Source organism: Hydrogenophaga sp., assembly GCF_051860785.1.
In the GTDB taxonomy this organism is placed as follows: Bacteria; Pseudomonadota; Gammaproteobacteria; order Burkholderiales; family Burkholderiaceae_C; genus Hydrogenophaga.
The window spans coordinates 42,746-65,396 of the sequence record NZ_JBIMLB010000009.1; the positions used below are offsets into that span (position 1 = coordinate 42,746).

At 66.1% G+C, this 22,651-nt stretch carries 25 protein-coding genes; 18 read left to right on the forward strand and 7 right to left on the reverse strand.

The window, feature by feature from the left end; translation table 11 throughout:
* Positions 1–44: 44 nt before the first annotated feature.
* The gene (locus ACTIF6_RS13430; RefSeq protein WP_244386768.1) at positions 45–1,403 is read right to left on the reverse strand and encodes an MBL fold metallo-hydrolase RNA specificity domain-containing protein; all 1,359 of its coding nucleotides are present in this window, start codon (positions 1,401–1,403) and stop codon (positions 45–47) included.
* 394 nt (positions 1,404–1,797) lie between these two features.
* On the opposite strand from ACTIF6_RS13430, the gene ACTIF6_RS13435 reads away from it, so the two are divergent.
* The gene (locus ACTIF6_RS13435) at positions 1,798–2,016 is read left to right on the forward strand and encodes a YdcH family protein (RefSeq protein ID WP_244386766.1); all 219 of its coding nucleotides are present in this window, start codon (positions 1,798–1,800) and stop codon (positions 2,014–2,016) included.
* Between the two features lie 38 nt (positions 2,017–2,054).
* The gene (locus tag ACTIF6_RS13440) at positions 2,055–3,152 is read left to right on the forward strand and encodes an NAD(P)-dependent alcohol dehydrogenase (protein WP_244386764.1); all 1,098 of its coding nucleotides are present in this window, start codon (positions 2,055–2,057) and stop codon (positions 3,150–3,152) included.
* A gap of 156 nt (positions 3,153–3,308) precedes the next feature.
* On the opposite strand, the gene ACTIF6_RS13445 is transcribed toward ACTIF6_RS13440, so the two are convergent.
* Entirely contained in the window at positions 3,309–3,710 is a 402-nt protein-coding gene (locus tag ACTIF6_RS13445) for a nuclear transport factor 2 family protein (protein WP_244386762.1), read from the reverse strand.
* A gap of 190 nt (positions 3,711–3,900) precedes the next feature.
* Between ACTIF6_RS13445 and ACTIF6_RS13450 the strand changes: the two genes are divergently transcribed.
* Positions 3,901–4,266: a winged helix-turn-helix transcriptional regulator gene (locus ACTIF6_RS13450; protein WP_244386760.1), complete on the forward strand. Its 366-nt coding sequence runs from the start codon at positions 3,901–3,903 to the stop codon at positions 4,264–4,266.
* Positions 4,267–4,348: 82 nt separating this feature from the next.
* On the opposite strand, the gene chrA is transcribed toward ACTIF6_RS13450, so the two are convergent.
* Together chrA and ACTIF6_RS13460 are read right to left on the reverse strand one after the other, a co-directional pair.
* Positions 4,349–5,569: a chromate efflux transporter gene (gene chrA, locus ACTIF6_RS13455; RefSeq protein ID WP_244386759.1), complete on the reverse strand. Its 1,221-nt coding sequence runs from the start codon at positions 5,567–5,569 to the stop codon at positions 4,349–4,351.
* A complete protein-coding gene (locus tag ACTIF6_RS13460; protein ID WP_244386756.1) occupies positions 5,526–5,885 on the reverse strand; it encodes a PadR family transcriptional regulator in 360 nt (119 codons plus the stop codon). Before ACTIF6_RS13460 ends, chrA begins: the two co-directional genes overlap by 44 nt.
* 191 nt (positions 5,886–6,076) lie before the next feature.
* Here ACTIF6_RS13460 and ACTIF6_RS13465 point away from each other — a divergent pair, with 191 nt between their 5' ends.
* The 10 genes from ACTIF6_RS13465 to ACTIF6_RS13510 all read left to right on the forward strand — a co-directional run bounded on the left by ACTIF6_RS13465 (position 6,077) and on the right by ACTIF6_RS13510 (position 13,799).
* Entirely contained in the window at positions 6,077–6,598 is a 522-nt protein-coding gene (locus ACTIF6_RS13465) for a hypothetical protein (RefSeq protein WP_244386749.1), read from the forward strand.
* 22 nt (positions 6,599–6,620) lie between these two features.
* The gene (locus ACTIF6_RS13470) at positions 6,621–8,483 is read left to right on the forward strand and encodes a PRTRC system ParB family protein (protein ID WP_439588446.1); all 1,863 of its coding nucleotides are present in this window, start codon (positions 6,621–6,623) and stop codon (positions 8,481–8,483) included.
* A gap of 96 nt (positions 8,484–8,579) precedes the next feature.
* Positions 8,580–9,071, forward strand: coding sequence for a PRTRC system protein E (locus ACTIF6_RS13475; protein ID WP_244386745.1), 492 nt, complete (start codon positions 8,580–8,582; stop codon positions 9,069–9,071).
* Between the two features lie 96 nt (positions 9,072–9,167).
* Positions 9,168–9,626, forward strand: a complete 459-nt coding sequence (locus ACTIF6_RS13480; protein ID WP_244386744.1) for a PRTRC system protein C — start codon at positions 9,168–9,170, stop codon at positions 9,624–9,626.
* Positions 9,623–10,690: a PRTRC system protein F gene (locus tag ACTIF6_RS13485; protein WP_244386742.1), complete on the forward strand. Its 1,068-nt coding sequence runs from the start codon at positions 9,623–9,625 to the stop codon at positions 10,688–10,690. Before ACTIF6_RS13480 ends, ACTIF6_RS13485 begins: the two co-directional genes overlap by 4 nt.
* A gap of 18 nt (positions 10,691–10,708) precedes the next feature.
* Positions 10,709–11,449, forward strand: a complete 741-nt coding sequence (locus ACTIF6_RS13490; protein WP_244386741.1) for a PRTRC system protein B — start codon at positions 10,709–10,711, stop codon at positions 11,447–11,449.
* Complete coding sequence (locus tag ACTIF6_RS13495) at positions 11,449–12,156, forward strand: PRTRC system protein A (RefSeq protein ID WP_244451714.1); 708 nt, start codon at positions 11,449–11,451, stop codon at positions 12,154–12,156. Before ACTIF6_RS13490 ends, ACTIF6_RS13495 begins: the two co-directional genes overlap by 1 nt.
* Positions 12,153–13,049 carry a PRTRC system ThiF family protein gene (locus tag ACTIF6_RS13500; protein ID WP_428300318.1) on the forward strand — a complete coding sequence of 299 codons (897 nt, stop codon included), beginning with the start codon at positions 12,153–12,155 and terminating at the stop codon, positions 13,047–13,049. Before ACTIF6_RS13495 ends, ACTIF6_RS13500 begins: the two co-directional genes overlap by 4 nt.
* A 22-nt stretch (positions 13,050–13,071) precedes the next feature.
* Positions 13,072–13,281: a hypothetical protein gene (locus tag ACTIF6_RS13505; RefSeq protein WP_244386737.1), complete on the forward strand. Its 210-nt coding sequence runs from the start codon at positions 13,072–13,074 to the stop codon at positions 13,279–13,281.
* Positions 13,282–13,439: 158 nt separating this feature from the next.
* On the forward strand, positions 13,440–13,799 hold the full coding sequence (locus tag ACTIF6_RS13510; RefSeq protein WP_244386735.1) for an H-NS histone family protein: 360 nt from the start codon (positions 13,440–13,442) through the stop codon (positions 13,797–13,799).
* On the opposite strand, the gene ACTIF6_RS13515 is transcribed toward ACTIF6_RS13510, so the two are convergent.
* Positions 13,796–14,041 carry a DinB family protein gene (locus tag ACTIF6_RS13515; protein WP_428300317.1) on the reverse strand — a complete coding sequence of 82 codons (246 nt, stop codon included), beginning with the start codon at positions 14,039–14,041 and terminating at the stop codon, positions 13,796–13,798. The genes ACTIF6_RS13510 and ACTIF6_RS13515 overlap by 4 nt on opposite strands.
* A gap of 865 nt (positions 14,042–14,906) precedes the next feature.
* On the opposite strand from ACTIF6_RS13515, the gene ACTIF6_RS13520 reads away from it, so the two are divergent.
* On the forward strand, positions 14,907–16,019 hold the full coding sequence (locus ACTIF6_RS13520) for an Acg family FMN-binding oxidoreductase (protein WP_244386731.1): 1,113 nt from the start codon (positions 14,907–14,909) through the stop codon (positions 16,017–16,019).
* Positions 16,020–16,252: 233 nt separating this feature from the next.
* Here the strand turns inward: ACTIF6_RS13520 and ACTIF6_RS13525 are convergent, their stop codons facing one another.
* On the reverse strand, positions 16,253–17,530 hold the full coding sequence (locus ACTIF6_RS13525; RefSeq protein WP_439588447.1) for an MgtC/SapB family protein: 1,278 nt from the start codon (positions 17,528–17,530) through the stop codon (positions 16,253–16,255).
* Between the two features lie 78 nt (positions 17,531–17,608).
* Positions 17,609–18,739 (reverse strand): phage integrase N-terminal domain-containing protein, encoded by a 1,131-nt coding sequence (locus tag ACTIF6_RS13530; RefSeq protein WP_244386727.1) that lies wholly within the window; start codon positions 18,737–18,739, stop codon positions 17,609–17,611.
* 1,199 nt (positions 18,740–19,938) lie between these two features.
* On the opposite strand from ACTIF6_RS13530, the gene ACTIF6_RS13535 reads away from it, so the two are divergent.
* The 4 genes from ACTIF6_RS13535 to ACTIF6_RS13550 all read left to right on the forward strand — a co-directional run bounded on the left by ACTIF6_RS13535 (position 19,939) and on the right by ACTIF6_RS13550 (position 22,235).
* Positions 19,939–20,970 carry a PRTRC system protein D gene (locus ACTIF6_RS13535; RefSeq protein WP_244386725.1) on the forward strand — a complete coding sequence of 344 codons (1,032 nt, stop codon included), beginning with the start codon at positions 19,939–19,941 and terminating at the stop codon, positions 20,968–20,970.
* Positions 20,967–21,245 carry a hypothetical protein gene (locus ACTIF6_RS13540; RefSeq protein ID WP_244386723.1) on the forward strand — a complete coding sequence of 93 codons (279 nt, stop codon included), beginning with the start codon at positions 20,967–20,969 and terminating at the stop codon, positions 21,243–21,245. The genes ACTIF6_RS13535 and ACTIF6_RS13540 overlap by 4 nt, the downstream gene beginning before the upstream one ends.
* 64 nt (positions 21,246–21,309) lie before the next feature.
* Positions 21,310–21,699, forward strand: a complete 390-nt coding sequence (locus ACTIF6_RS13545) for a CFI-box-CTERM domain-containing protein (RefSeq protein ID WP_439588448.1) — start codon at positions 21,310–21,312, stop codon at positions 21,697–21,699.
* Positions 21,696–22,235 carry a PD-(D/E)XK nuclease family protein gene (locus tag ACTIF6_RS13550; RefSeq protein WP_439588449.1) on the forward strand — a complete coding sequence of 180 codons (540 nt, stop codon included), beginning with the start codon at positions 21,696–21,698 and terminating at the stop codon, positions 22,233–22,235. Before ACTIF6_RS13545 ends, ACTIF6_RS13550 begins: the two co-directional genes overlap by 4 nt.
* Positions 22,236–22,651: the final 416 nt, after the last annotated feature.

Genomic DNA, 22,651 nt, shown 5'->3' on the forward strand with positions numbered 1-22,651 from the left:
GGTCGCCCGACCTGGGCTCGACGGTTGTCCGGGCGAGCGGTGGCTCACAGGGTGAATACCTGGTCCTGACGGGAGACCACAGCGCTCCAACCGAGATCGCGCTCCACGCGCTTGCGCAGCGCGTCCGAGGCATCGGGCTCGCCGTGGACAATGAAGACCCGCCGAGGTGCGCGCCGAAACCCGCCCAGCCAACGCAGCAATTCCTCGCTGTCGGCATGCGCGGACAGCATGGGCAACTCTGCGACCTCCGCGCGCACGGGCACCCATTGGCCGTGGATCTTGATCTCCTGCGCACCCTGGAGCAGGGCTCGGCCCCGCGTGCCTGCTGCCTGAAATCCCGAGAACAGGATGGTGTTGCGGTGGTCCGTGCCGAAGGCGGCGATGTGGTGGAGCACTCGCCCGCCGGTGGCCATGCCGCTGGCCGACACGATCACCTTGGGGAAGCGGTTGGCCGACAGCGCCTTGGATTCCTCCACGTCGCGCACATAGGTCACGGCCCCGCACGCTGCCTCGTAGTCCCGAGCCGCGAGCTTGTGGTCCTTCGGGTAGTCGTGCAGCAACTGGCTGGCGCTCCCCGCCATCGGGCTGTCCAGGTAGACGGGGAGGTTGCGCAGACGGCCCGATTCCTTGAGCTGCCAGAGGTGGTAGATCAGCGACTGGGCACGGCCAACGGCGAAGGCCGGTATCACCACCGTCCCGCCACGCTTGACGGTGCGTTCGACCACAGCGCCGAGTGCCTCGACGGGATCAGCCGCTTCGTGGCGCCTGTCGCCGTAGGTGGACTCGATCACCACGTAGTCCGCTTCAGGCACGGGCTCGGGATCGTTCATCACGGGATCGTCGTAGCGGCCCAGGTCGCCAGAGAACACGATGCGCCGCCCCGCGATGTCGATCTGCGCTGTCGACGCCCCCAGGATGTGCCCCGCACCACGGAACAGCAGGGCGGCCTCGCCCGGCAGCGCGACGGACTTGTGCGGTGGTACGGGAACGAAGGCCTGCAGGGCACGCTCGGCCTCGCGCACACCGTACAGCGGCAGGGCGGGGTGGTGCCTGGAGAATTCCTTGCGGTTGGCGAAGTCGGCATCCTTTTCCTGGAGGTGGGCGCTGTCCTTCAGGATCAACTCGGCCACGGCCCGCGTGGCGGGCGTCGAGAAGATGCTTCCCGAGAACCCATCCTTCACGAGTTTGGGCAGATAGCCCGAATGGTCCAGGTGCGCGTGCGTGAGGACGACCGCATCGATGGACCGGGGATCGACAGGCAACGCTTCCCAGTTGAGCTCGCGCAGATTCTTCAGGCCTTGGAAGAGACCGCAGTCGACGAGCAGGCGAGTCTGGCCATGGGTGAGCAGGTGCTTGGAGCCGGTGACGGTACCGGCGCCACCCAGAGACGAGAGGGTGAGCATGCGTTGTTCTTGTGTTGGATTGATCGGCTGCGGGACTTGGACCGTGCATGGCGCTCGGGCCGAAAGCTTCGGCCATGCCCGATCCCCCATGAGACTTCGCGCATGCCGAGTCCGAAGGTCTCCACTCCGAACTCGGGCGCCGTGAGGGTCCGAGCCCCACAGGCAGTGTTCCTGCGAAGTGACAGTAGCACGAATGTCGTGCATTGGAGCCGCGCGCCGGCACGGATGGGCCATGTCGGCAAGAAGCCGGGCACGGTCGTTGACATGGGTCAATGGAACAGAGCCCCTTGCTCGGGATACTGGTCGCAATTCATGGCATGCGCTCAAGCTGCGTCGTGCCCAGTAGTGCAGGCGCACAGCCCCTTCGACGTTCATTGAAAAGGAAGGCGATCCGATGTTCCCTGAGTACCGAACGCTCATCACAACGCTCAAGCAGAGCGATCAGCACTTCACGCGCCTGTTCGACCAGCACAACGACCTCGATCAGAAGATCAAGAACATGGAGGTGCAGATCGAGCCGGGCACCGGAGTGGAGATCGAGAACCTGAAGAAGGAGAAGCTGCGACTCAAGGACGAGTTGTACACTGTGCTCAAGAAGGCCAGCGGCCACTGAGCCCCCCATCCAGCTGTTGAACCGTACCGGGAGTGCACATGGCCGCCAAGATGAAAGCCGCAGTGTTCGTCGAGAAGGACCGCATCGAGGTGGTCGACAAGCCCATCCCCGACGTGGGTCCCAACGATGCGCTGATCCGCATCACCACCACGACCATCTGCGGCACCGATGTGCACATCCTCAGAGGGGAGTACCCGGTCGCCAAGGGGCTCACCGTCGGCCATGAACCGGTCGGCGTGATCGAGAAGCTGGGTAGCGCAGTGCAGGGCTACACAGAAGGCCAGCGCGTGATTGCCGGCGCGATCTGCCCCAACTTCAACTCCTACGCCGCCCAGGATGGCGCGCCGTCGCAGGACGGCAGCTACCTGATCCCGCAAGGCCTGTGCGGTTGTCACGGCTTCAAGGCCACCGCTGGCTGGCGCTTCGGCAACCTGATCGACGGCACCCAGGCCGAGTACGTGCTGGTGCCCGATGCGCAGGCCAACCTGGCCCCCATCCCGGATGGCCTGACCGACGAGCAGGTGCTGATGTGTCCCGACATCATGTCCACCGGCTTCAAGGGCGCGGAGAACGCCAGCATCCGCATCGGCGATACCGTGGTCGTGTTCGCCCAGGGACCTATCGGCCTGTGCGCGACGGCGGGGGCGCGCTTGCTGGGGGCTTCCACCATCATCGCGGTGGACGGCAACGACCACCGCCTGGACATCGCCAAGAAGATGGGGGCTGACCTCACGCTCAACTTCAAGAACTGCGATGTGGTCGACGAGATCATGAAAGCCACGGGCGGGCGCGGCGTGGATGCATCGATCGAGGCGCTGGGGACGCAGGCCACGTTCGAATCGGCCCTGCGCGTGCTCAAGCCGGGCGGCACGCTCTCCAGCCTGGGCGTGTATTCCAGCGATCTGACCATCCCGCTGTCTGCCTTCGCGGCGGGCCTGGGCGACCACCGGATCGTCACGGCGCTGTGCCCTGGCGGGAAGGAGCGCATGCGCCGGTTGATGAACCTCCTGGCTTCGGGGCGGATCGACCTCGGCTTGATGGTCACCCATCACTACAAGCTGGAGGACATCGTGGCCGCCTACGACCTGTTTGCCCACCAGCGCGATGGTGTGTTGAAAGTCGCCATCAAGCCTTGAAGGCTGTGTTCGCTCGCTGTACCGCGCGTCAAGGCGGGTGCTGACTCACGCGCTGAACGCGGTGGGTCTTGCGTCTGTTCGACGGCAAGGAAGCGACGATCTGTCGGAGCCGGCTCCAGTCGTCGGGGCCTGGCCGTCGCCGATGGCGTCTGGCGTCTACGCCCAGAACGCGTCCTCTGCCGCTTGGTCCTCTGAGAACAGCCACACCTCGCGGATCTGGCCATCCGCAATGCGCAGCAAGTCCACGCCCGACATGGACATCGAGGCACCGGTTCGCTCCGCGCGAAAGTGCAGCGTCGTCGTCACCAGATCACCCTGCGCCATGAGGGTGCCGACATGATCGATGCGGAAGGTACCTGCGCTGCGCTGCATGAATGACCCCAGCAGGGCGAACACGGCTTCTTTGCCCTTGTGCAAGCCCGAGAGACTGCTGTTGCCGGGCTGGTGCCACTCGATGTCGTCGGCCAAGGTGCTGCCGACCGTGGCGAGGTCGCCGCGCGCTACCGCGTCGAAGTAGCGGCGCACGATGGCGATGTTCGTGTTGGTGTCTGTTTTCATGGTGTCCTTTCGTTCCGTTGCAGGGCGCAGGATTGCGCGGTCAAACGTTCAGAATAGAGGACCGTTCTCTACGCCACAAGAAGGCACTTCAAGGTAAGACAGGCACTTTATGGAAACGATTGGACCGTCGAATCTCCCCCCTTGGGACCCCTATGTCGCGACGTGTCCCACCCGGCAGGTCCTGGACTGCGTGGCCAACAAGTGGGCCGTTCTGGTCCTGGGGCTTCTCTCTGAGCGCCGGCACCGCTTTGGCGAGCTGCAGCGGGGAATTGATGGGGTGTCGCAGAAGGTGCTCACGCAGACACTGCGCTCGTTGGAGCGCGACGGCATCGTCGAGCGCACAGTCCACCCCACCGTACCACCCAAGGTCGAGTACTCGCTCACGCCAATCGGCGAGTCACTCGCCGCGACCTTGGGCGGGTTGCGGGCCTGGGCGGAGCGCAACATCGAGGCGGTCATGAGCAATCGGGAGTCTTTCGATCAGGCTGCTGGGGCCAATCCTGTGGGCGCCAGGCAGGATCCACTTCGGCCGCGCGAAAGTGGGGCCACGGATTGACCCGGTGATCTTGAGGGCGCAAGGGGACGAGGACGGGTTGAGCACTGCGCTCAAGAATGCCAGCCCACAATGATCCCGACAGCTACAGGTGCAGTACGCCTGCGACCGCAGCTGCCGCTGCGACCACCACCACCGGCGACACCCGTCCAAACACCAGCAGACCGAACGCCGCCAGCGCAAGTCCGAAGTCTGCCTTGCTGTGGATGGCGCTGGTCCAAACGGGGTCATATAGGGCGGCCACAAGGACGCCAACGACAGCGGCATTGACGCCGGCCATGGCGCGCTGCACACCGCCGCGCTGGCGCAGCGCCTCCCAGAACGGGAGCGCCCCGGCCACCAGCAAGAACGCGGGCAGGAACATCGCCACGAGCAACGTCACGCCGCCGGCCCATCCGCCAAGTGGCGCATGCATCGCTGTGCCCAGGTAGGCCGCGAAGGTGAACAGCGGCCCTGGCACGGCCTGAGCGGCCCCGTAGCCGGCCAGGAACGTGTCGTTGTCGACCCAGCCTGGGGGAACCACGCCGGACTGGAGAAGGGGCAAAACGACGTGTCCACCCCCGAACACCAGTGCGCCGGCCTTGTAGAAGACCGCGATCGACGACGCCACCGTGGAGCCCGTGGCGGCGGCAAAGACCGGCAGCAACACGAGCAGCCCGCCGAACACCACCAGGAGGGTTGCGCCAGTGGACTTCGACACCCCGTAGTCGCGGTGGCTTGCTGGCTGGAGTTGGTCGACGCGCACAGCGAACCGCCCCAGAAGCCCGCCCAGCGCGATGACGGCGACTTGCCCAAGCGCATTGGGAACCGCCAGCACACCGAGTGCGGCGACCACAGCGAGGCCCGCCCGCAGACGGTCAGGACACAGCGACTTGGCCATGCCCAAGACGGCTTGAGCCACAACGGCCACTGCCACGACCTTCAGCCCATGGACCACGCTGGATGAAGCGAGGCCAGACCATTCGGCCACTCCGAAGGCGAAGAGAATCAACGCGACTGCAGAAGGTAGCGTGAAGCCGACCCATGCAGCCAGTGCCCCTAGCCAGCCGGCACGGCCCAGGCCCAACGCGATGCCGACTTGGCTGCTCGCGGGGCCTGGCAAGAACTGGCACAACGCGACCAGGTCGGAATAGCTTCGGTCATCCAGCCAACGGCGCCGTTCGACGAACTCGGTGCGGAAGTAGCCCAGGTGAGCGACCGGCCCGCCGAAGGAGGTAAGCCCGAGTTTCAGGAATGCGCCCAGTACCTCCAGCGGAGAGCCACTATGGCTGTCGTTTCGGTCGTGCGCGAGGGGTTCGTGGTTCATCGTTGCGAAACTCTTGAAGTGTTTCTCCGGTGAGCTCCGCAAGCTTCGGGTGCAAGGTCTGCAGTGCCTTGCGGCCTTTCTGCGTTGCCGTGTAGTACTTGCGGGTCTTTCCATCAACGACCTCGGCCGTACTTTTCAGAAGACCGTCGGCTTCCAGCCTGTGCAGCAGCGGGTACAGCGTGCCAGGGCTAAGCCGGTAGCCATGTCGAGCCAGCTCTTGCGCCATCCCGGCGCCGAAGATGCGCTCGGACACCGCATGGTGCAGAACATGGACGCGGACGAAGGCCAGCAGGATGTCTCGTACGGTATCGGTCATCGTTATCGGAGTTCGATTCCATCTTAGTCTGACACCAGGGCCGCTTTGTGACAGCTCGAGCGGATTCTTCGCGTGCGGATGCCGACGCCGAGAGATGCCGGGCGAGCCGTAGCCGCACTCACGGTGGTCCGCCCTTGAAGCCCCAAAGCGGCCCGCAACGATGGTCGCAATGGCTTCAAGGAGAACCGACCATGACGACCCACCTCACGGCGATGGCCACGGCGTTGGCCGTGCGAAATGCCTGCGCGCGCCAGATCGATAGAGACCGCCCCCTCGACAACCTCGACCTCGACGCCATCGTGCGCCGGGTGATCCAGTCGGTCGCGCAATGCCTGCCTTGCGCGGATGACGTGTTCGATGGCATCGCGCAGGCGATCCAGGCACAGAGCCATTGCACGCCCCTCCAGGCCTTCTCGCAGGTGCTGGACATGGTGGACCCGGCCCGTCCCTTGGACTACTCGCCCTGGCGGCACGGTGGCTGGTACGTGAGCGAGGTTCGCTACCCGAGCGGCGCCTGTGGTTGCGTCAGCCGCAACTACCCCGACAAGAAGTGGCGCATCGTCTGCGACAACCGCAGGGGCGACTTGAACGCGCCCGGCGATGTGACCTTTCGCTCGCGGGACGAGGCGGCACGCGCCGAACAGGTGCTGGCGCTGCACGCCTGGGTGGAGCTGATCCGTTCCTCGACCGAGGGGAGCGGCCATGGGGCTTGAACACGCTGACCTCGGCGGGAGCATGGGTGCATCCCACCCGTTACAGCCAGGAGGCCCCGTGACCCCAACCACCCAACCGACCCTGCCGATCCGCCGGATCGTGCAGGGAAAAAACCCCCGCGAATACTTCGACCCCGACGAGATGGCCGAACTGGAGGAGGGCATCCGCGCGGTCGGGGTGCTCGAACCCATCGTCGTGCGGCCCGTGCCGGGCACCGACCTCTACGAGATCATCGCCGGTGAGCGCCGCTGGCGCGCCGCCAAGAACGTCTTCGGCGACGACTATGACATGCCGGTGGTCATCAAGGATGCCAGCGACGAGACGGCCGAGGCGATGTCGGTGATCGAGAACTACCACCGCGCCGCCATGTCACCGGCCGAGGAAGCCCGCGCCGCGCAACGCCAGTTGCTGCGCCAGCGCGGCGACAAGGAAGAAACCGCCCGCCTGATGGGCTGGTCGCCCGAGGTGCTGGAGCGCCGGCTGGCGCTGATGGCCTGCACGCCCACGGTCCTCAAGGCATTGACCACGCGCAGCATCCAGCTTGGCCACGCCGAACTGCTCTCGGGCATCCCCCCGGAGAAGCAGGACAGCGTGCTGGCCGGTGTGCTGGCGCAGAAGGTGCCGGTGGCGGTGCTCAAGGCCCAACTCGGGCGCTTCGCACGGCGGCTGGCCGACGCGATCTTCGACACGGCGCAGTGCAGCGGCTGCACGCACAACTCGGCGCGGCAGGCGGGGCTCTTTGCGGAGTCCCTGGGCGAGGGCTACTGCCAGCATCCGAGCCACTTCGAGGAACTGACGCTGCAAGCCGTCCAGGCCCGCGCCGATGCGCTGCGCGACGAGTACCCGGTGATCCGCATCGTGAAGGTGTCGGACGGCTTCACGCCGCTGCCGCTCACCGCCGAGGGCGAACTGGGGGTCGGCGCGCCGCAGTACACGTCGTGCCAGGGGTGCCAGTCCTTCGGCTGCACCATCTCGGCGATGCCCGGCAGCTACGGCGAGGTCAGCCACTCCCTGTGCTTCGACGCCGCGTGCAACAGCCAGAAGGTGGCCCTGTGGCGCAAGGCCCAGCGCGATGCGCAGGCGGCGGTGGACGAGGCGGCAGGCAAGGGCGCGAAGCAGTCCACCGCGAAGGTGTCCGGCAAAGCGGGCCAGAAGGGCAAGGCCGGTAGCAATGCCGCAAACAAGGCCGTTGCAGCATCGGCCCCCACGAACCAGACCCCGCAGCGCATGGTCGCGCATCGCCTGACCGAGTGGCGCAAGTGGCTGGCCAAGGCCCTGATGACGCAGCCGCAGCGCAGCCAGCGCGTGCTGATCGCACTGGTGCTGGCTGGGCGCGGCGCCGACCTGCGCGAGGCGCAGTTCCGCAATGCCTTTGACCGGATGGCGGGCCAGACGGCACCCGCCGGGTTTGGTGTGCGGGGTGGGCTCCAGCGCGCCGACGCAGCGCCCGAGGCCCAGCTGGATCGCCTGCTGCAAGCCGCCACGGCATCCGCTGCCTTCGGGGTCAACACCAGCGACTTGGAACTGCTGCTGAACTACGCCGAGGTCGATGAAGGTCGGTATTTCCAGTGGGACAAGGAGTTCCTGGACCTGTTCACGATGAGTGAACTGGAGAGCCTTGCGGTCGAAGTCGGCCTGAAGAAGGCCATGGGCACCGGCTTCAAGGCAGCGCGCGCCAGCAAGAAGCAGGAGTTCATCGCCGCGTTGCTCAAGGTCCAAGGCTTCAGCTACCAGGGCACGGTGCCCGCCGTGATGCGCTACCGGCGCCAGCCGGTCCTGGCCGAGGGCGGGCAGGGCGGCGCGGGTGTCGAAGTGGATGAGGTGGAAGGCTCCGAAGCTGCCGCCAGCCATTCAGACGTTCAGCCGGAGACGGCCCTGGCCTGACGGCCATCCACGCCCTGGACAGCAGGGGGACCGGTCCTAGCATGGTCTGGACGGCCCCGCCTGGGGCCATGTCCCACATTCCCCAAGGAGCATGACATGACGATGTTTGAAGAATTGTTCGCGCTGGCTTGCAGCACCACGCTCACGATGACGGTGAGCGCCGACGAGAAGTCGGGACGGCTGACAGTCAATGTGATTCCGAAGGCCAAGCCGGATGCCGCTGAACCCGCGCTGGCACAGCCCCTGAGCCTGACGGCCACCCCGCAGGAGTTCGACACAGGGTTCATCGACGCGCTGCGCGGCTTCCGCGAAGTCCGCCAAAGCCTCGCGCAGCAGGCCGAAGCCACCAAGGAAGTGATCGAGGCGGCGAAAGCGGCTTCGGTGAAGAAGGCCAGTGATGCGACCACCAAGGCCGCTGCGCCCAAGCCGAGCACCAGCAAGCCCGCAGCCACCCCTGCAGTCGCGGCCCCGCCCAGCACCGCGCCGCAGGACGACGACGAAGGACCGGACGGTGCCGATGGCCAACCTCAGGCGGCAACGGCCGGTGCTGCCACGGGGGACGGCGAATCCTTCGACCTGTTCGGATGAGCCGCCCCAGCGCCCTTGCGCCGGGGGCGTCCGGCGAGAGACTGAGTGCAAGGCCATCGCCCTGGTGGCCGCCCCGACCCTCAAGGAGCCATCCCCATGTCGATCCAAGTCACCCCTATCGTCCGCACTTTCACCTACAACGGCATCCTGCTGCCGGACGTGCCCGGCCTCGCGCCACGCGAAGTGCGCGACCTCTACAGCGCGCAATACCCCGAACTGGTCAGCGCCGAGGTCGAGGCCGGCGAAGTCGCCAACGGGCGGCAGGACTTCACCTTCCGCAAGGCCGTGGGCACGAAAGGCGCGGGCACCCCTGACCCTGCACGGCAGGTGCCGCCCGGCCCGCGTCTCGCCGCGCTGCTGGCGCAGGTTCAAGCCACGGAGCGCGGCACGCAGAGCGCCACCGGCAAGCTGTCCCGCGCCCTGTCTCGGCCCACCGTGCAAGCCCGTTCGGCGGCGTGGAGCCGCTTCGCCCATCGGACACAGGAGAAGCCGCGTCAGGATGCCGCCGTCCAACGCGCCAGCGCCACCAGCGACATGCTGTCGCCGCTGCCATGAGCCGCGTTGCCACACCCACCACCGCGCCGGTGCTGGCGTTGCCGGTCCTGTCTGCGGCGGTGCCGCTCACCGTCGCATCGACCACCCAGGCGCAGGCCAATGCCTCGCTGTGCCGCTTCCTGATCGATGCCGGTGCGGTGCGCGAAGACGACTTGCCGCAGGCGGAACCCGATCCCCTCAAGGCGTGCGAACGTGCCATCGACGCATGGATCAAGCGGCAGGTCGGCGGGCTCCAGTGCCTGGAGCCCCGCTTTGCGGTAAGCGTGCTGGACGAGCACGGCAACTACCCGGCCATGCGCGCCGGGCGCCAGACGGCCTATGCCCAGCTCGACGTGTACTGGTGCGAGTTCCGCGAAGCCGAGTGGGCGGTGGGCGAGCGCCTGGAGGCGCTCAACGCGGCCATGCCGAACCTGGGAATCACCGTCCTGCAGGTGCTGCGCGAGCAGAGCCGCTATGTCTATCCGCTGTTCACCCCGGACATTGCCGACGATGTGGCGTCCTATGTGTACTGGCAGGGCGAGATGGATGAGGAAGCTGCACTGGACATGATGTGCGAGGACGGCGACGCTGCCGACCGCGAAGCCATGCGCGAGGAAATGGTGACGCGCCGCATGCTGGATGCGGCCTACCCGGAGTGGGCGCGGCGCTGGCAGCACCGGCCGGCCAAAGGCGAGCGCCGGCGCAAGGGCACTGCGGCATCGCGGCCATGCAGCCTTCGTCATGCGGCCAAGACGCTGGCCGATCCGCATCTGCGCCAGATTGCCACCGATGCGCTGGCGCTGTCCCGCCTCACGCTCACGGACGACTTCAAGCCCGACATCGAGGGCGAATACATCGGCTTCGGCGCGGTGCTGTCCTGGGACGAGGGTGACGTCACCACGCGCATCTACGACGACTTGCTCAACCTCGCGCATCAGGCCGAGTACTGCGACCGCATGGGCGAAGTGATGATCCCGCTGGGCGATCCCGGCGCGCTGGGTGCATGGTTTCAGCGCATGGGCCAGCGCTTCGAGGCCATCGGCCTGATCGACCGCTTGATCTATGCGCTGTCCATCGGAGACTGAGCGCAGGAGGTTCTACCCATGACTGAAGCGGAGTTTTCCATCCAGACGCCGACCGACAACGTACTGACGTTGGACCAGGCCGTGCTGCTGTACCACGGACGCTCGGGCGGCGCGCTCGCCACCGTCCACGAGGTCCTGACCGTGGACGGCGCGCCGGTGATCGGCGCGGGCCACGCCATGACGGCCCAGGCCGCGCGCGAACTGGCGTCGGCGTTGCTCCAGCGCGCCGCGCATGGCGGTTTCCTGCCCGAGACGGTGCTGTACCTGCATGGCGACGTGCTCGTGTGGTGGGTGCCCCCGACACGGCGGCACATCGCGTTCCGCGTGGGCGACGACCATGCGGAGTCCTTCGGCGGCACGGAGCGTGGCGACACCGTTCCCCTGCCCGGACTGGTCTTCGCCGCCGCCAGCCGTGGATGGCGGGTGTGGGCGGTCAAGGGCAGCCGCCGCCCGACGCCGAAGACGGCGTTGTTCCAGGCCCCGTTCTTCAACGTCGATGGCCACGGCCACATCTGCCAGGGCAACGCGCCGGTGCCGGAAGGCACCACGGTGGAGAAGATCGGGGCCTGGAACGATGCTTTCCTGCGCTCCTACTTCACGCACCCCAACGTGACGGGCAAGCTGTTGCGCTACCGGGGCGGCTCCTACGCCTTCTGGCGCGACATGCTCGACCAGCGGTTCACGCGCTTTCCCGAGCGCGTGCTGGTCGACGCCAAGTCCACGCTGGGCCAACTGCTCGGCGAGCCGGAGGACGCATGATGGCCATGCTCGACCCCAGGGACCAGGCACTGCTGGCCGCATGTCCGGTGGTGGCTGCGCCGCGCTTCGGCAAGCTGCCCGAGATGGCCAATGGCCAGCGCATCATCGTGGCCCGCAACGGCTGGTTCGTGCAGACCCGCCTCGACTGGCTCGACAGCATCACGGCGCTCGGTCTGGACGCGCCAGCCATGCGCCTGCCCTACGGCGAGGTGCAGGAACATCTACGGTTCAGCTTCGGCCCGCTGCCGATCAAGCTGATCGAGGAGTTCGTGGCCTATGGCCGCGAGCACCTTCCCAATGAAGTCGCCGGGGTGCTGATCTATTCGCGCAGCACCGGGCGCCTGCGCCTGGAGTTCTGCGATGCCGAATGGTCATCGCCAGTTCGGATCGATTACCGCAGGCCGCCGATGGCGCGAGACGAGACGGTGGCCGTGGACCTGCACACCCACGGTCGTGGCCCGGCGTTCTGGTCGGCCGACGACGACCGGGACGATCAGGGGATCGCGGTGGCGGGCGTGTTCGGCCTGCTGGACCAGCCTGCGCCGATGGCCTGCTTCCGGCTCGTGATCAACGGCCTGTACAAGACGCTGCCGCGCCATCCTTGGCAGGGGCCGAAGGCGCTGCCATTCGACACGGGTGACGGCGAACCCGCCGAATGGCGCGACGGTTGGGTGCGGCGCGTGATGCGCCGCTGGCACCGGGCTTGAAGACAACACCCGTCGCGAGAGACTGGCGGCAGGACATTGAACTGGAGCGACTGGTGGAACACCTGATTCATCCCAAACTGTTGGAGCGCCGCGTGGCGGTGCATTTGGTCGGCGTGGGCGGCAACGGCGCGCAGATGGCCGCCTGCCTCGCCCGCCTGGACATTGCGATGCGTGCCTTGGGCCATCCTTGCGGCCTGCACGTCACCGCCTTCGACGCGGACCGCGTGAGCGGGGCCAACGTGGGACGGCAACTCTACAGCGCAGCCGACATCGGCAGGCACAAGGCGCTGGTGACCATCCACCGTCTGAACCAGTTCTACGGGCTGGATTGGGAGGCCCATCCGATGCGCTACGAGGACCATGTGAACGGCCAGCGCTACTCGTCGGGCGCGGACCTGCTGATCAGTTGCGTGGACAGCCGCTCGGCGCGGGGGATGCTGCACCGCATCGCGTGGCGCGACAGCAGCCGCTACCGCTACTGGCTCGACCTGGGCAACACCGAGGCCACGGCGCAGGTGGTGCTGGGCGAGCCCGAGGGGGGCTTGGCCTCGGAGGCGGGTGCGACCGGGCCGCGCCTGCCGTGTGTGACCGAACTGTTCCCCGAACTGCTCGACAACACGGCACCCGAGGACAACCTGCCGTCCTGCTCGGTGCGCATGTCGCTGGCCTCGCAGGGGCTGTTTGTCAATGACGTGGCGGTGCGCTTCGCCGCTCAACTGCTCTACGAGTTGTTCTCCAGAGGCCGCCTGTCCGCCCACGGTGTCGTCGTCAACCTGGAGTCCAAGCGCAGCGGCCCCATCGAAGTCGATCCTCGCACCTGGGCGCGGTTCGGATTCCGGCATGAGGAAGAGGCGAGCGAAGCACCTGAAGCGGACGCCTCCATCGAGGCATGAACCGGGGAATCAAGGAGCACCGATGAGCGTGATGCAATGGAACGTGCGCGTGATGCGCGAAGGGCAGGCCCAGCACATTGGGCAGGTCGCGGAGGATAGCGAAGCCCTGGCGCGCTGTGCGGCGCTGTCCCTGTATGGTGTGACGGAGGACGAGGTGGATGCGGGCGAGGTGCGGGAGCGAGGGGCGTTCATCTATCCCGACGAGGATTTCGAGGTGTCGCCCGCCGGGTGAGTCCAACCGGATGCGGTGCCGCTGGTCCGGAAAGCGCGGCCGCGAGATGCGGCCATGGTGGGCGATGAATGGGCTGCTATAGACTCCGCGTGCGGTCAGGGCGTACAAGTCCCTGCCGATGTCCTGCTCTCATTCAATCCACACGCACCTTTACGCCCATGGCCAGCACCAATCTGACGCTCAAGGAAATCGACGCAGAGATCGCCAAGCTGCAACAACAGGCCAATGAGATTCGCGACACGGAGAAGGCCGGGGTCATCGCTCGCATGAAAGAAGCCATCGCCTATTACGGAATCACGGCTTCTGATCTGGACCTTGGCAAGGACGGTCGCAAGGGGCGCAAGCCCGCTGGCGTGGCCGCTGCGGCCAATGCGGAAGCCCCGTTGAAGCGCCCACGCGGGCGCATCAAGTTCCAGGACGGCGCGGGCAACACTTGGTCGGGGTATGGCCCCAAGCCCAAGTGGTTCACCGAGGCGCTGGCCAGCGGCAGAAGCGAGGCCGAGTTGCGGGTGGCCTAAGCTGTGCGATCTGAGCGCGCGGCTTCCTGTTGCGCGCCGCAAAGCACCCGGGGCGCATCCCTGAGAAACACCGGCAGGTCCATCACGGGCGGCCTGCCGCCGAGTTGGTAGAGCACAACCGCCACATAGCCACGGTGGTAGGTCTTGTGGTTGGCCACATGCAGCAGGATCTCTCCGCGCCGCAGACGGCCCGTGGCACCATCGACAAACTGGAAGTCCACCTGCTCGCCTTGATCCTCCACGGACAGCGAGTCTGCGTAGTCGATGCACCACTGGTCCAGGCGCGACTGCGATATGCTCCCCTCCGCTGACCTCACTGTGTGCATGCGCCGACAAGCGCAGTGGGAAAACGCCGGCATGATTTGGCGATACTTGCAGCGTCCATTCTCTGCAACGGCCGCGTCGCCATGAATACCTCGCACTTCACCCTCGAGTCCAACAGTCCTGACGGCCTATGGGGCACGACTTGGTCGTTCCTCATCCTGGACGGCAGGCTTGTCGTCGACAAGTATGAGCGGTGGCGTAAGTCTGGCGGCAACAAACCCAAGAGCGAAGCCTGCTGGTATCGAATATCTCCCCACGAATCGACTATCACCAAGGCGGAGGTTCCCTTCACCCCCGCCATCGGAACTTGGGCAAAAGCTCAGTGGTTGAAGCATCTAGAGTACACAGTCACGGTTGGCTTCCTTGACTGAGGGAGCGCGTAGCTACTGGCCTCGCCTCTGGCTTCAGGATGACTTCGCCGGACGCTTACCGGGCAACGCCGCCAGTGCCGAGAACAACCGGTCGTTGGCCCAGGCGTTGTAGCGCAGCAGCATCCGCAGATCGTGCATCGGTGGCATCTGGGTCTCCAGGAGGTGTTCTGCACATTCTGAGGCATCCGTGCTTCGCGCCCCCGGGTGGTAGTCCTGATCGCCTCGGAGGCAACTTGCGCATGCCTGTTGTGGGGGGCTCATCCCCTGATGGACGACGCACTACGCACCGGTCATTCGTATCGTCAGCCCGATTCGCGCGTGCGAACGGCATCCGCTCCATGACAAAGATCAATCTGCCGGGCCGCACCGGACCTTAGAGTGAGGGGGCCGACGACGGCGGAAAGGGCTTGCCATGGAGCGACGCAGTGTGCTGATTGGAGCGGGCAGCGCCGCCGTGGCAGTCGGTGGCACGGCGGTCGCATGGCGACTGGCGGCAGGAAGCCCCAGCGCGTATGCGCAGTATGCCGACCGACTTCGGGAGCCTTTGCCCGAGCGTGCCGAGATCGAGGATCTCATCCGCTATGCGACGCTGGCGGCCAACAGCCACAACACCCAGCCATGGCGCTTCATCGCCAGTGCGGATGCCATCGACATCCTGCCGGACCTGACGCGCGCGACACCCGCCGTCGATCCTGACAACCACCATCTGTTCATCAGCCTCGGGTGCGCGATGGAGAACCTGGTTGTCGCTGCGACCGCCAGTGGCCGGCCGGGCACCGTCTCTGTCAGGGAGGACGGCTCCCAACGGTACGCGTTTTCGCGTGCCACCCCTCGACCCGATGCGCTGTTGCAGGCCATCGCGCAGCGCCAGTCCACGCGTGCGGCCTACGGTGGCACGCCAGTCGCTGTACAGGACATCGAGGCCTTGCAGCGCGCAGCCGCCGCCCCTGGCGTGCATGCAGCCATCCTGACCGAGCGCGCGCAGATCAACCGGGTGCGCGACCTTGTCGTGGCCGGCAATGATGCCCAGTTGGCCGATGCGGCTTTCATGGCGGAGCTCAAGGCGTGGCTTCGGTTCAGCCCACGGAGCGCGATGGCGACCGGCGATGGCCTGTACGCGCCGGCCAGTGGCAACCCAGCCATGCCGGAGGCGCTGGGCGGCCATGCCTTCGATCTGTTTTTCACCCCTTCGGCCGAGCGAGAGAAGTACGCCCGCCACATCGAATCCTCGGCGGGTGTGGCCGTGTGGATCGCCGAGCGGCAGGAGCCCGCCCATTGGGTGGCCGTGGGGCGGGCGTTTCAGCGCTTCGCGCTGACCGCCACGTCGCTGGGGCTCAAGCATGCTCACATCAACCAGCCCGTGGAGGTCGCAAGCCTGAGGCCTCAACTGGCCTCGCTGCTGGGGCTGCCCAACCTCTCGCCGGACCTCGTGGTGCGCTTCGGCCACGGTCCGACGCTTCCGTTCTCACCCCGACGCCCCATGTCATCGGTCATGCAGATGGGAGCACGCGGCCCCGTCACTTGAGCGCATCGAGGGACCTCACTTGCTCCCGTCACTGTCGGCGCTGGGTCGATGCTGCATGGCCCCGATGCAGGCCACTGAGGCGGGTCAAAGTGAGCATGCCGAGTTCTCCATCGAAATGAAGTGCGCCTCAACGCAAGGGCCATCGCACGTGAGGCGGTTCCTCGCAATGAGAAGCCTGACAGGTGCTCGACACAGGATTCTGCAGTGATGCGGCGGGGCACTGTTGCACCGCCTCACGAGGATGAGACGAGCAAAGCCGTTCCAGCCACCGCCACCATCGCCAGCATGAAGCCGAGTGTGACCTGCCGCCCCAGAGGCCGGTCGCCGGCAAGCCAGGACAGGCCGGCCTTCATCGCCATGTTGGCGAGCACCGCCAGTCCTGCCGCGACCATGGCCTGATCGGCGTGCAGCGCGCCCTCTCTGTTCATGTGCATGACGGTCAAGAGGATGGCGTCGACATCGAGCAGGCCGGACAGAAGCGACAGGGCGTACAAGCCCACGTCGCCCATCCAATGCTGGGCAGCGCGTGTCAGCAGAGCGAGCGCGCCGAGCATCAGCCCGAATCCCAACGCGGTGCTCAAGTCGAAGGGGTTTCCCGCTTCGACAGGCGAAGGGGCTGCATCCACCTGCGAGCGGGATGGCCGCCGTATGAAGGAGAGCGCCAGGAGCACCAATGCGCCAACGATCATGGGAACCCCCATGCTGCGCAGCAGGGACGGCTGCAGCGCGAGCACGACGGCGGTCATCCGAAGGAACATCATGGCGGAGGCCGCCAGGATCCCCGCCGTGGCGGCCTGCCTGATCGCGGAGTCCTTTCGGACACGGCGCGCCAGCGTCAACGTGGCGGCCGTGGAAGAGGCGAGGCCGCCCAGCAGGCCGGTCCAGAAGATGCCGCGACTGGGCCCGGTCAGCCGGATTGCCAGGTGCCCGCACAGCGACAGGCCCGCGATCAAGATCACGGCCCACCACAGTCGATATGGATTCAGCGCCTCATAGGGACCGTACCCGCTGTCCGGCAGCATCGGAAGGATCACGGCCGTGAGCACGAGCATCTGCAATGCGGCGCTCAGCTCGCGCTGTTCGATGAGGCGCAGCCAGCGGTGCAAGGTGGGCTTGAGATCGAGCAGGACCGCTGCGACCACCCCCGCGCCGATGGCCAGGATGGGCTGGCCAACGCCAGCGATCACACCCAGTGCGCAGGTGAGCAGCATCGCGACCGCCGTGGTGGCACTCAGGCTGCCGTGGACCCGCACGTTCTCTCGGTAGGCTGCTGCCGCAAGCAGCGACAGCCCGGCCAAGCCCATCGCGGCGAGCAGGGCGCCGAACTCCTGTGTCAGCACGCCCAGGATGCCGCCGAACAAGCCGATGAGCGAGAACGTCCGCAAGCCCGCCACCCGGCTTCCCTCGGGGCGCTCGCGGTCCCGCCAGCCCCGTTCCAGTCCAATCACTGAACCCAGCAGGAGGGCGGCTGCTAGTTCAAGGACGGTGGGATGCGCAGTCAGGTCAAGCATGTTCCTATTGTCCTGTGCTGCCGCAATGCGTCGATGGCGCGGCAAGGGTTGCATGGAAGGCGGTGCCCTGGAGAGGACTCACGCGTTCTTGCGGTTCGCCGCCGGCTTCGGCAAGACGGCACCGATGTAAGCCGTGCTCGCTCTCATCCTGGAATGGCCAGCCCGCTCGGCCACGGCCAGCCGCGCCGCCCGGTCCAGCTCGGGTGCCACCGGACCGCCGCCGCGCACGGGCGAGGGCACACCGGCTACATCCTCGTACAGATCGTTCACGTTGCCGTGGCGCAGCCCGTGGCCCGTGGTGCCCGCCAGCCGTTTGGTGATACCGAACTTCTCCAGGGCGTAGTCGAGCCGGCGCAAGTTGCGTTTCAGGCTCAGTGCCGGATCGCCCATGTGTGCATCGCGGCTGGTGGCCAGTGAGCGTGCCAGCGCCACCGCTGCGCGCTGCTTTTCCGTCACCACCGCGACCCAGCGCACGCGGCCACCCTTGCCCTTGGTCCACACATATTCATCCGCTTTGCGCTGCTCGGCGGGCAGGCCCGTCTGCTCAAAGGGCACGACATGCTCGAACGGACGGAACATCACGGATTCCTTGCGCCGCAGCGCGAGCGCATCGCCCAGCCGCATCGAGGCGGCGATGCGCGCGTCGTACTGCGCCACCTGGGCGAGAACGGTGTCCACGTCGATGCCATGCGCGCTCCAGCTCTTGTCGTGCTGGGCGCACTCGTGCCGCTGGTACTCCTCCAGGCTCAGGCCATAGCGCGCGGGCGGGAGCACCAGACCCGGCTTGTTCATCCAGGAAGCGAGTCCACGCAGGAAGCTCATGTAGGTCTGGATGGTGGCGGCGGCCAGCACCTCGCGCTTCCACACCTGCACCATCGCGTGCAGGTGCTTCTGGCCCAGGTTGCGGGGGTCCGGCACGGTGTGAAAGCCAGCCTTGAGCTTGAGGTCCAGGAAGAAGCGCCGCAGAAAACGGGCGCGTTCGGCCCGGGTCTTGTGCGAGACGCTCTTTTCGCGTGCCGTGTGCCGCGTGTTGAACAGGCCGATCAGGGTATCCAGCACGCGCATCGGATCGGCGTGGCCCGGTCGCAGGCGAGCGAGGATGTCTTCGGGTGACTTTCCAGCCCACGCCTGAGGACGAGGTTGATCCATGCCTCGGATGCGTCCGGGGCTCACGGGATCGGCCGGCCGGCGCGAAGGTTTCGTTGTCATCGTCTTCTCCAAGTGAGGTGAACGACGCGCCGCCCGAACGGCGCGCCGGCAGGAATCCGGGAAGACCAACCCCAGCGACGGATTCCGTCATCCGCTGGAGCGGGTGGTCAGGCATTCACGGCAGCGCACGCGACCACAGCGCGCGCCGCCGACCCAGGGGTTGCGCCGGCCGCCTGCGGGGGCAGGGGCCAGCTCGGTCGGTCTTAAAAATGAAAACGTGTGATCCGGCTCCGTACGTGCATTTCTGCAACCACGGAGGTTGTTGACGCGCCACCGCCTCTGGGGCGGGCAGTCGCGTCGGCGCCGAGATCGGGTCTCGCGCCTACTGGTGGATCAATCCTTGAATTCGCAGCGCCATCTGCGCGCATGGGTCCGCCCCTGACCGAAAGTCCAGGGCGGTGTCGAGCAATTGAGCGGGAACCAGCGTGGAGCCCATGAGGGCAAGCACAACCGCTGGCGGCGTGGAACACGCGTGCTCAGGTGATGGCGGGATCGGGAACCGGCATCGGGTACCGAGTCAGTCAATCGACGGCCTTGACGCGCTTCAAAGAGCGCCCAGCTCGGGGCTGGCGAAGGTCGAAGGCACATGCACTACGAAACAGAAACCTCGGGGCGGTCGCCTCGGGGGCGACGGCCACCCCGGTTCAGGACCGGGGCTTGAAGGGCAGGTAACGACTGCGACGCCTTTTGCTCCGCGATGGAGCGGGCCAAGGATGGCCCTCGGGAGCCTGTAGTGGATGACGAGAAGGGCTTGCAGGTCAAGCAAGGTATGGCAATGCGACGGCATGAAACATCGATTGCCGGTGGCGGTTGCAGGCACGGGATGCCGTGATAGGGGCGATTTAGTGTCCCGTCGGGCCGCAAAGCGAGGCCGCATGCGGGCTTGACAGGGAAAAGCTCTGCCTCTGGTCCAACGACGGTGCGCTCGACGCCGGAACAGGCCACTGCGGGTCGCGGCACGCTGGCGCTCAACCGGGGTTGACGAATGCGGTTCGGGTGAGACCGTGGTGACACACATGCAGGCCATCGAGGCTTGGGCGCGCAGAAGGTGTCAATTCGCTGTCACTGGCCTCACGGCCGGCTGATGGTCGGGAGAGCCCGATGCCGAAATCCATGCGTTTTCGGGCGGATTGCGTGTGGCGCGGCGGCGTCGGAGTTCCGATCCTCGCTGGCACGTTCATCAACTTTTGGAGCTTCTCATGGAATTGATCGTCAGGGCGGTGGATGTCGGCTCCGGCAACACCAAGTTCGTCACCGGCGTCACGGGCGCCGACATTCGCTGCGCAAGCTTTCCGTCAATCGCATACCCCTCCAGCGGCGAGACGCCGCACTGGCCGGCAAGCGAACGGCGAAAGACCGTGTGCATTCCGGTCGGTCCGCTGTTCTACGAGGTGGGACCGGACGTGGGTCTGGCCGCCGACACTTTCAGGGCAAAGCAGCTGCACGACGAGTACACCGAGTCGCCGGAATACACGGCGCTCTTGCGCGGCGCGCTGAGCATGATGAAGGTGCCTCACATCGACCTTCTGATCGTCGGCCTGCCTGTGGCGCTCTTCTCGTTGAAGAAGTCGGCGCTGGAGAAGGCCATGGTCGGTGAGCACCAGGTGGGCGGCGGGAAATCGGTCACGGTCGCCAAAGCGATGGCGATTGCCCAGCCTCAGGGTGCACTGGTGCACTACGCGGCCGAGCACAAGAAGATGGCCACCATCGGCAACGAACAGAGCTTGGTGATTGACCCGGGCTCACGCACCTTCGACTGGCTGGTCACCCGCGGTATGCGCCTGGTGCAGAAGCAGTCGCATTCCATCAACCGCGGCATGTCCGACGTGCTTCGGTTGCTGGCGGCCGAAATTTCCAAGGACATCGGCTCGCAGTACCGCGACTACGACGCCATCGACCTGGCCTTGCGCACAGGCAAGGCGCCGGTCATCTTCCAGAAGCCGTACGACATCAGCCGGCATCTACCGCTGGCCGAGAGCGTCGCGCAGCAGGCGGTGTCGACGATGCGCCAATGGATCGAGACGCCGGAGAGCTTGCAGAACATCATTCTGGTCGGCGGCGGGGCGTTCCTGTTCAAGAGGTCCGTCAAGGCGGCGTTTCCGAAGCATCGGATTCACGAGGTGAAGGAGCCGATGTTTGCCAACGTGCGGGGGTTCCAGGTGGCGGGGCAGAACTACGCTTCGACCACATTGGTCCCCGGTCGCGACCGGCAGGCAGGGGAGGTGGCATGACCCACTCGACGCAAGAGGCTCCGAAGGCCATTCGGCTGGTGTTCGAGCTGGCTCGCGCGGACAACCCCAGGCTGTATGACGAACTGGTCGGCTTTCCTCAGGGGGTGAAGCGGGTCAATCGACTGCGGGTGCTGGCCTACGATGGCCTGCTTTCGCAATATGGGGTCTTTGCCCAGGGAGCCCTCGGGGTGACATCACCGGAGGTTCGCGGCGAAGTTCCCGCGGAGACGGCTGGAGTGACCAACGACGTCTTCGGGCCCAGCCTGGCCGAGTGAGGGAACGATGCCGAGAAAAGGACATGGTAGGCGGGGTGAAGTAACCGCCAAGGAAATGGCCGAGATGGGCTTCTGCGAGAAGCGCATCCAGCTGGCTCACCTGTACGGCGAGCAGGTCACGCACGAACAGCAGAAAGATCGGGCGAGAGGACAGCTCGCCCACCAGCGGTATCTGGAGGACGGCTTGTCCTCGCGCGGGGATCGCCGTTGCTTCGTGGCGACTTGCGTGTTTGGCCAGGACGCGCTGGAGACGCAGGTGCTGCGGCAGTATCGGGACGCCGTTCTCCTGCGATGCAGGCTGGGTCGGTGGATCGTTGGGCTTTACTACAGGACATCGCCTTCACTGTGCGCGCACCTGGTGCGTTCGGCGGCAGCGATGGATGCGACGCGAAGGTTGTTGCGCGTGGTGGTGGCTGGATGTCTTCTGCACATCGCCAGGAGGGACGAGCAGTGACCCCATCTGTCGTTTTTTGGGTCGCGGGGCTTGTTCTCGCGCTTTTGCTCGGTGCTGTCTGGCTTTTCCGGCGAAAGGGTAGCGCCGAGCGCCGATCACGGCCCCCAGAGCTCGCCCGTGCGGACCTTGTCTATATGGAAGAGACGTTTCGCACCGGTGGGCCACTATGGATGGTCGCTAAGGTGGATCGTGTCTATCGGTTGCCGGACGGTGCTCTGGTCCTGGTGGAGCTCAAGACCCGACGTCGGGATCGTCCGTACCTGACCGACATCATCCAACTGTCCGTCCAGCGGCTCGCAGTAGCTGCGCAAACTGGCGCCAGCGTAGAACCCTACGCCTTCGTTTCGGTGCTGGATACTGCCGGCCGCCTTCGTTCGCACCGTGTGCATCTGCTTGATTTGAACGAGATAGCCGACCTCCGCCGGCGCCGCAAGGGCATTCTCGACGGGCAGCTTCGGCCGGCCTACGCCACGTCCGAGGCGGCATGCCGCCAATGCGCCCTGCGGCACAAATGTGATCGCCCCAGATTGTCCTGAGCCATCCTCCGCAAATCAGGTCGCCCATCGGCCTGAATCCTTCGCCTGCCGGTTGCAACGATCGCCCGGGGCCGACGTTGGTCCCAGGCGGAAAATCGCGTCTTGATGACAGATCTCGCTGCAGGCCGTGCGCTTCTCTCGACGTGTCAAACCTGTCCCAGGGGGAGTCCATCCGCCTGCCCGATCCCCCGTTCAGTCATTGTCGTTACATCTCAATACTCTTAGACTGACTTCACGGCGACTACGAAGAACGTACTGATCATTGGCGAGCCAACGCTTTTGGAGGAGGGCGCGACATGGGAAATGCACCGGCGCACGAACGTGTGCCTGACACAGAGATTTGCCTGACGGATCAATCTCCTCCAACGGGCGCAGCGCTCGTCGCAGGCGAGGCCGCACCGTCATCGCGTGGCTGG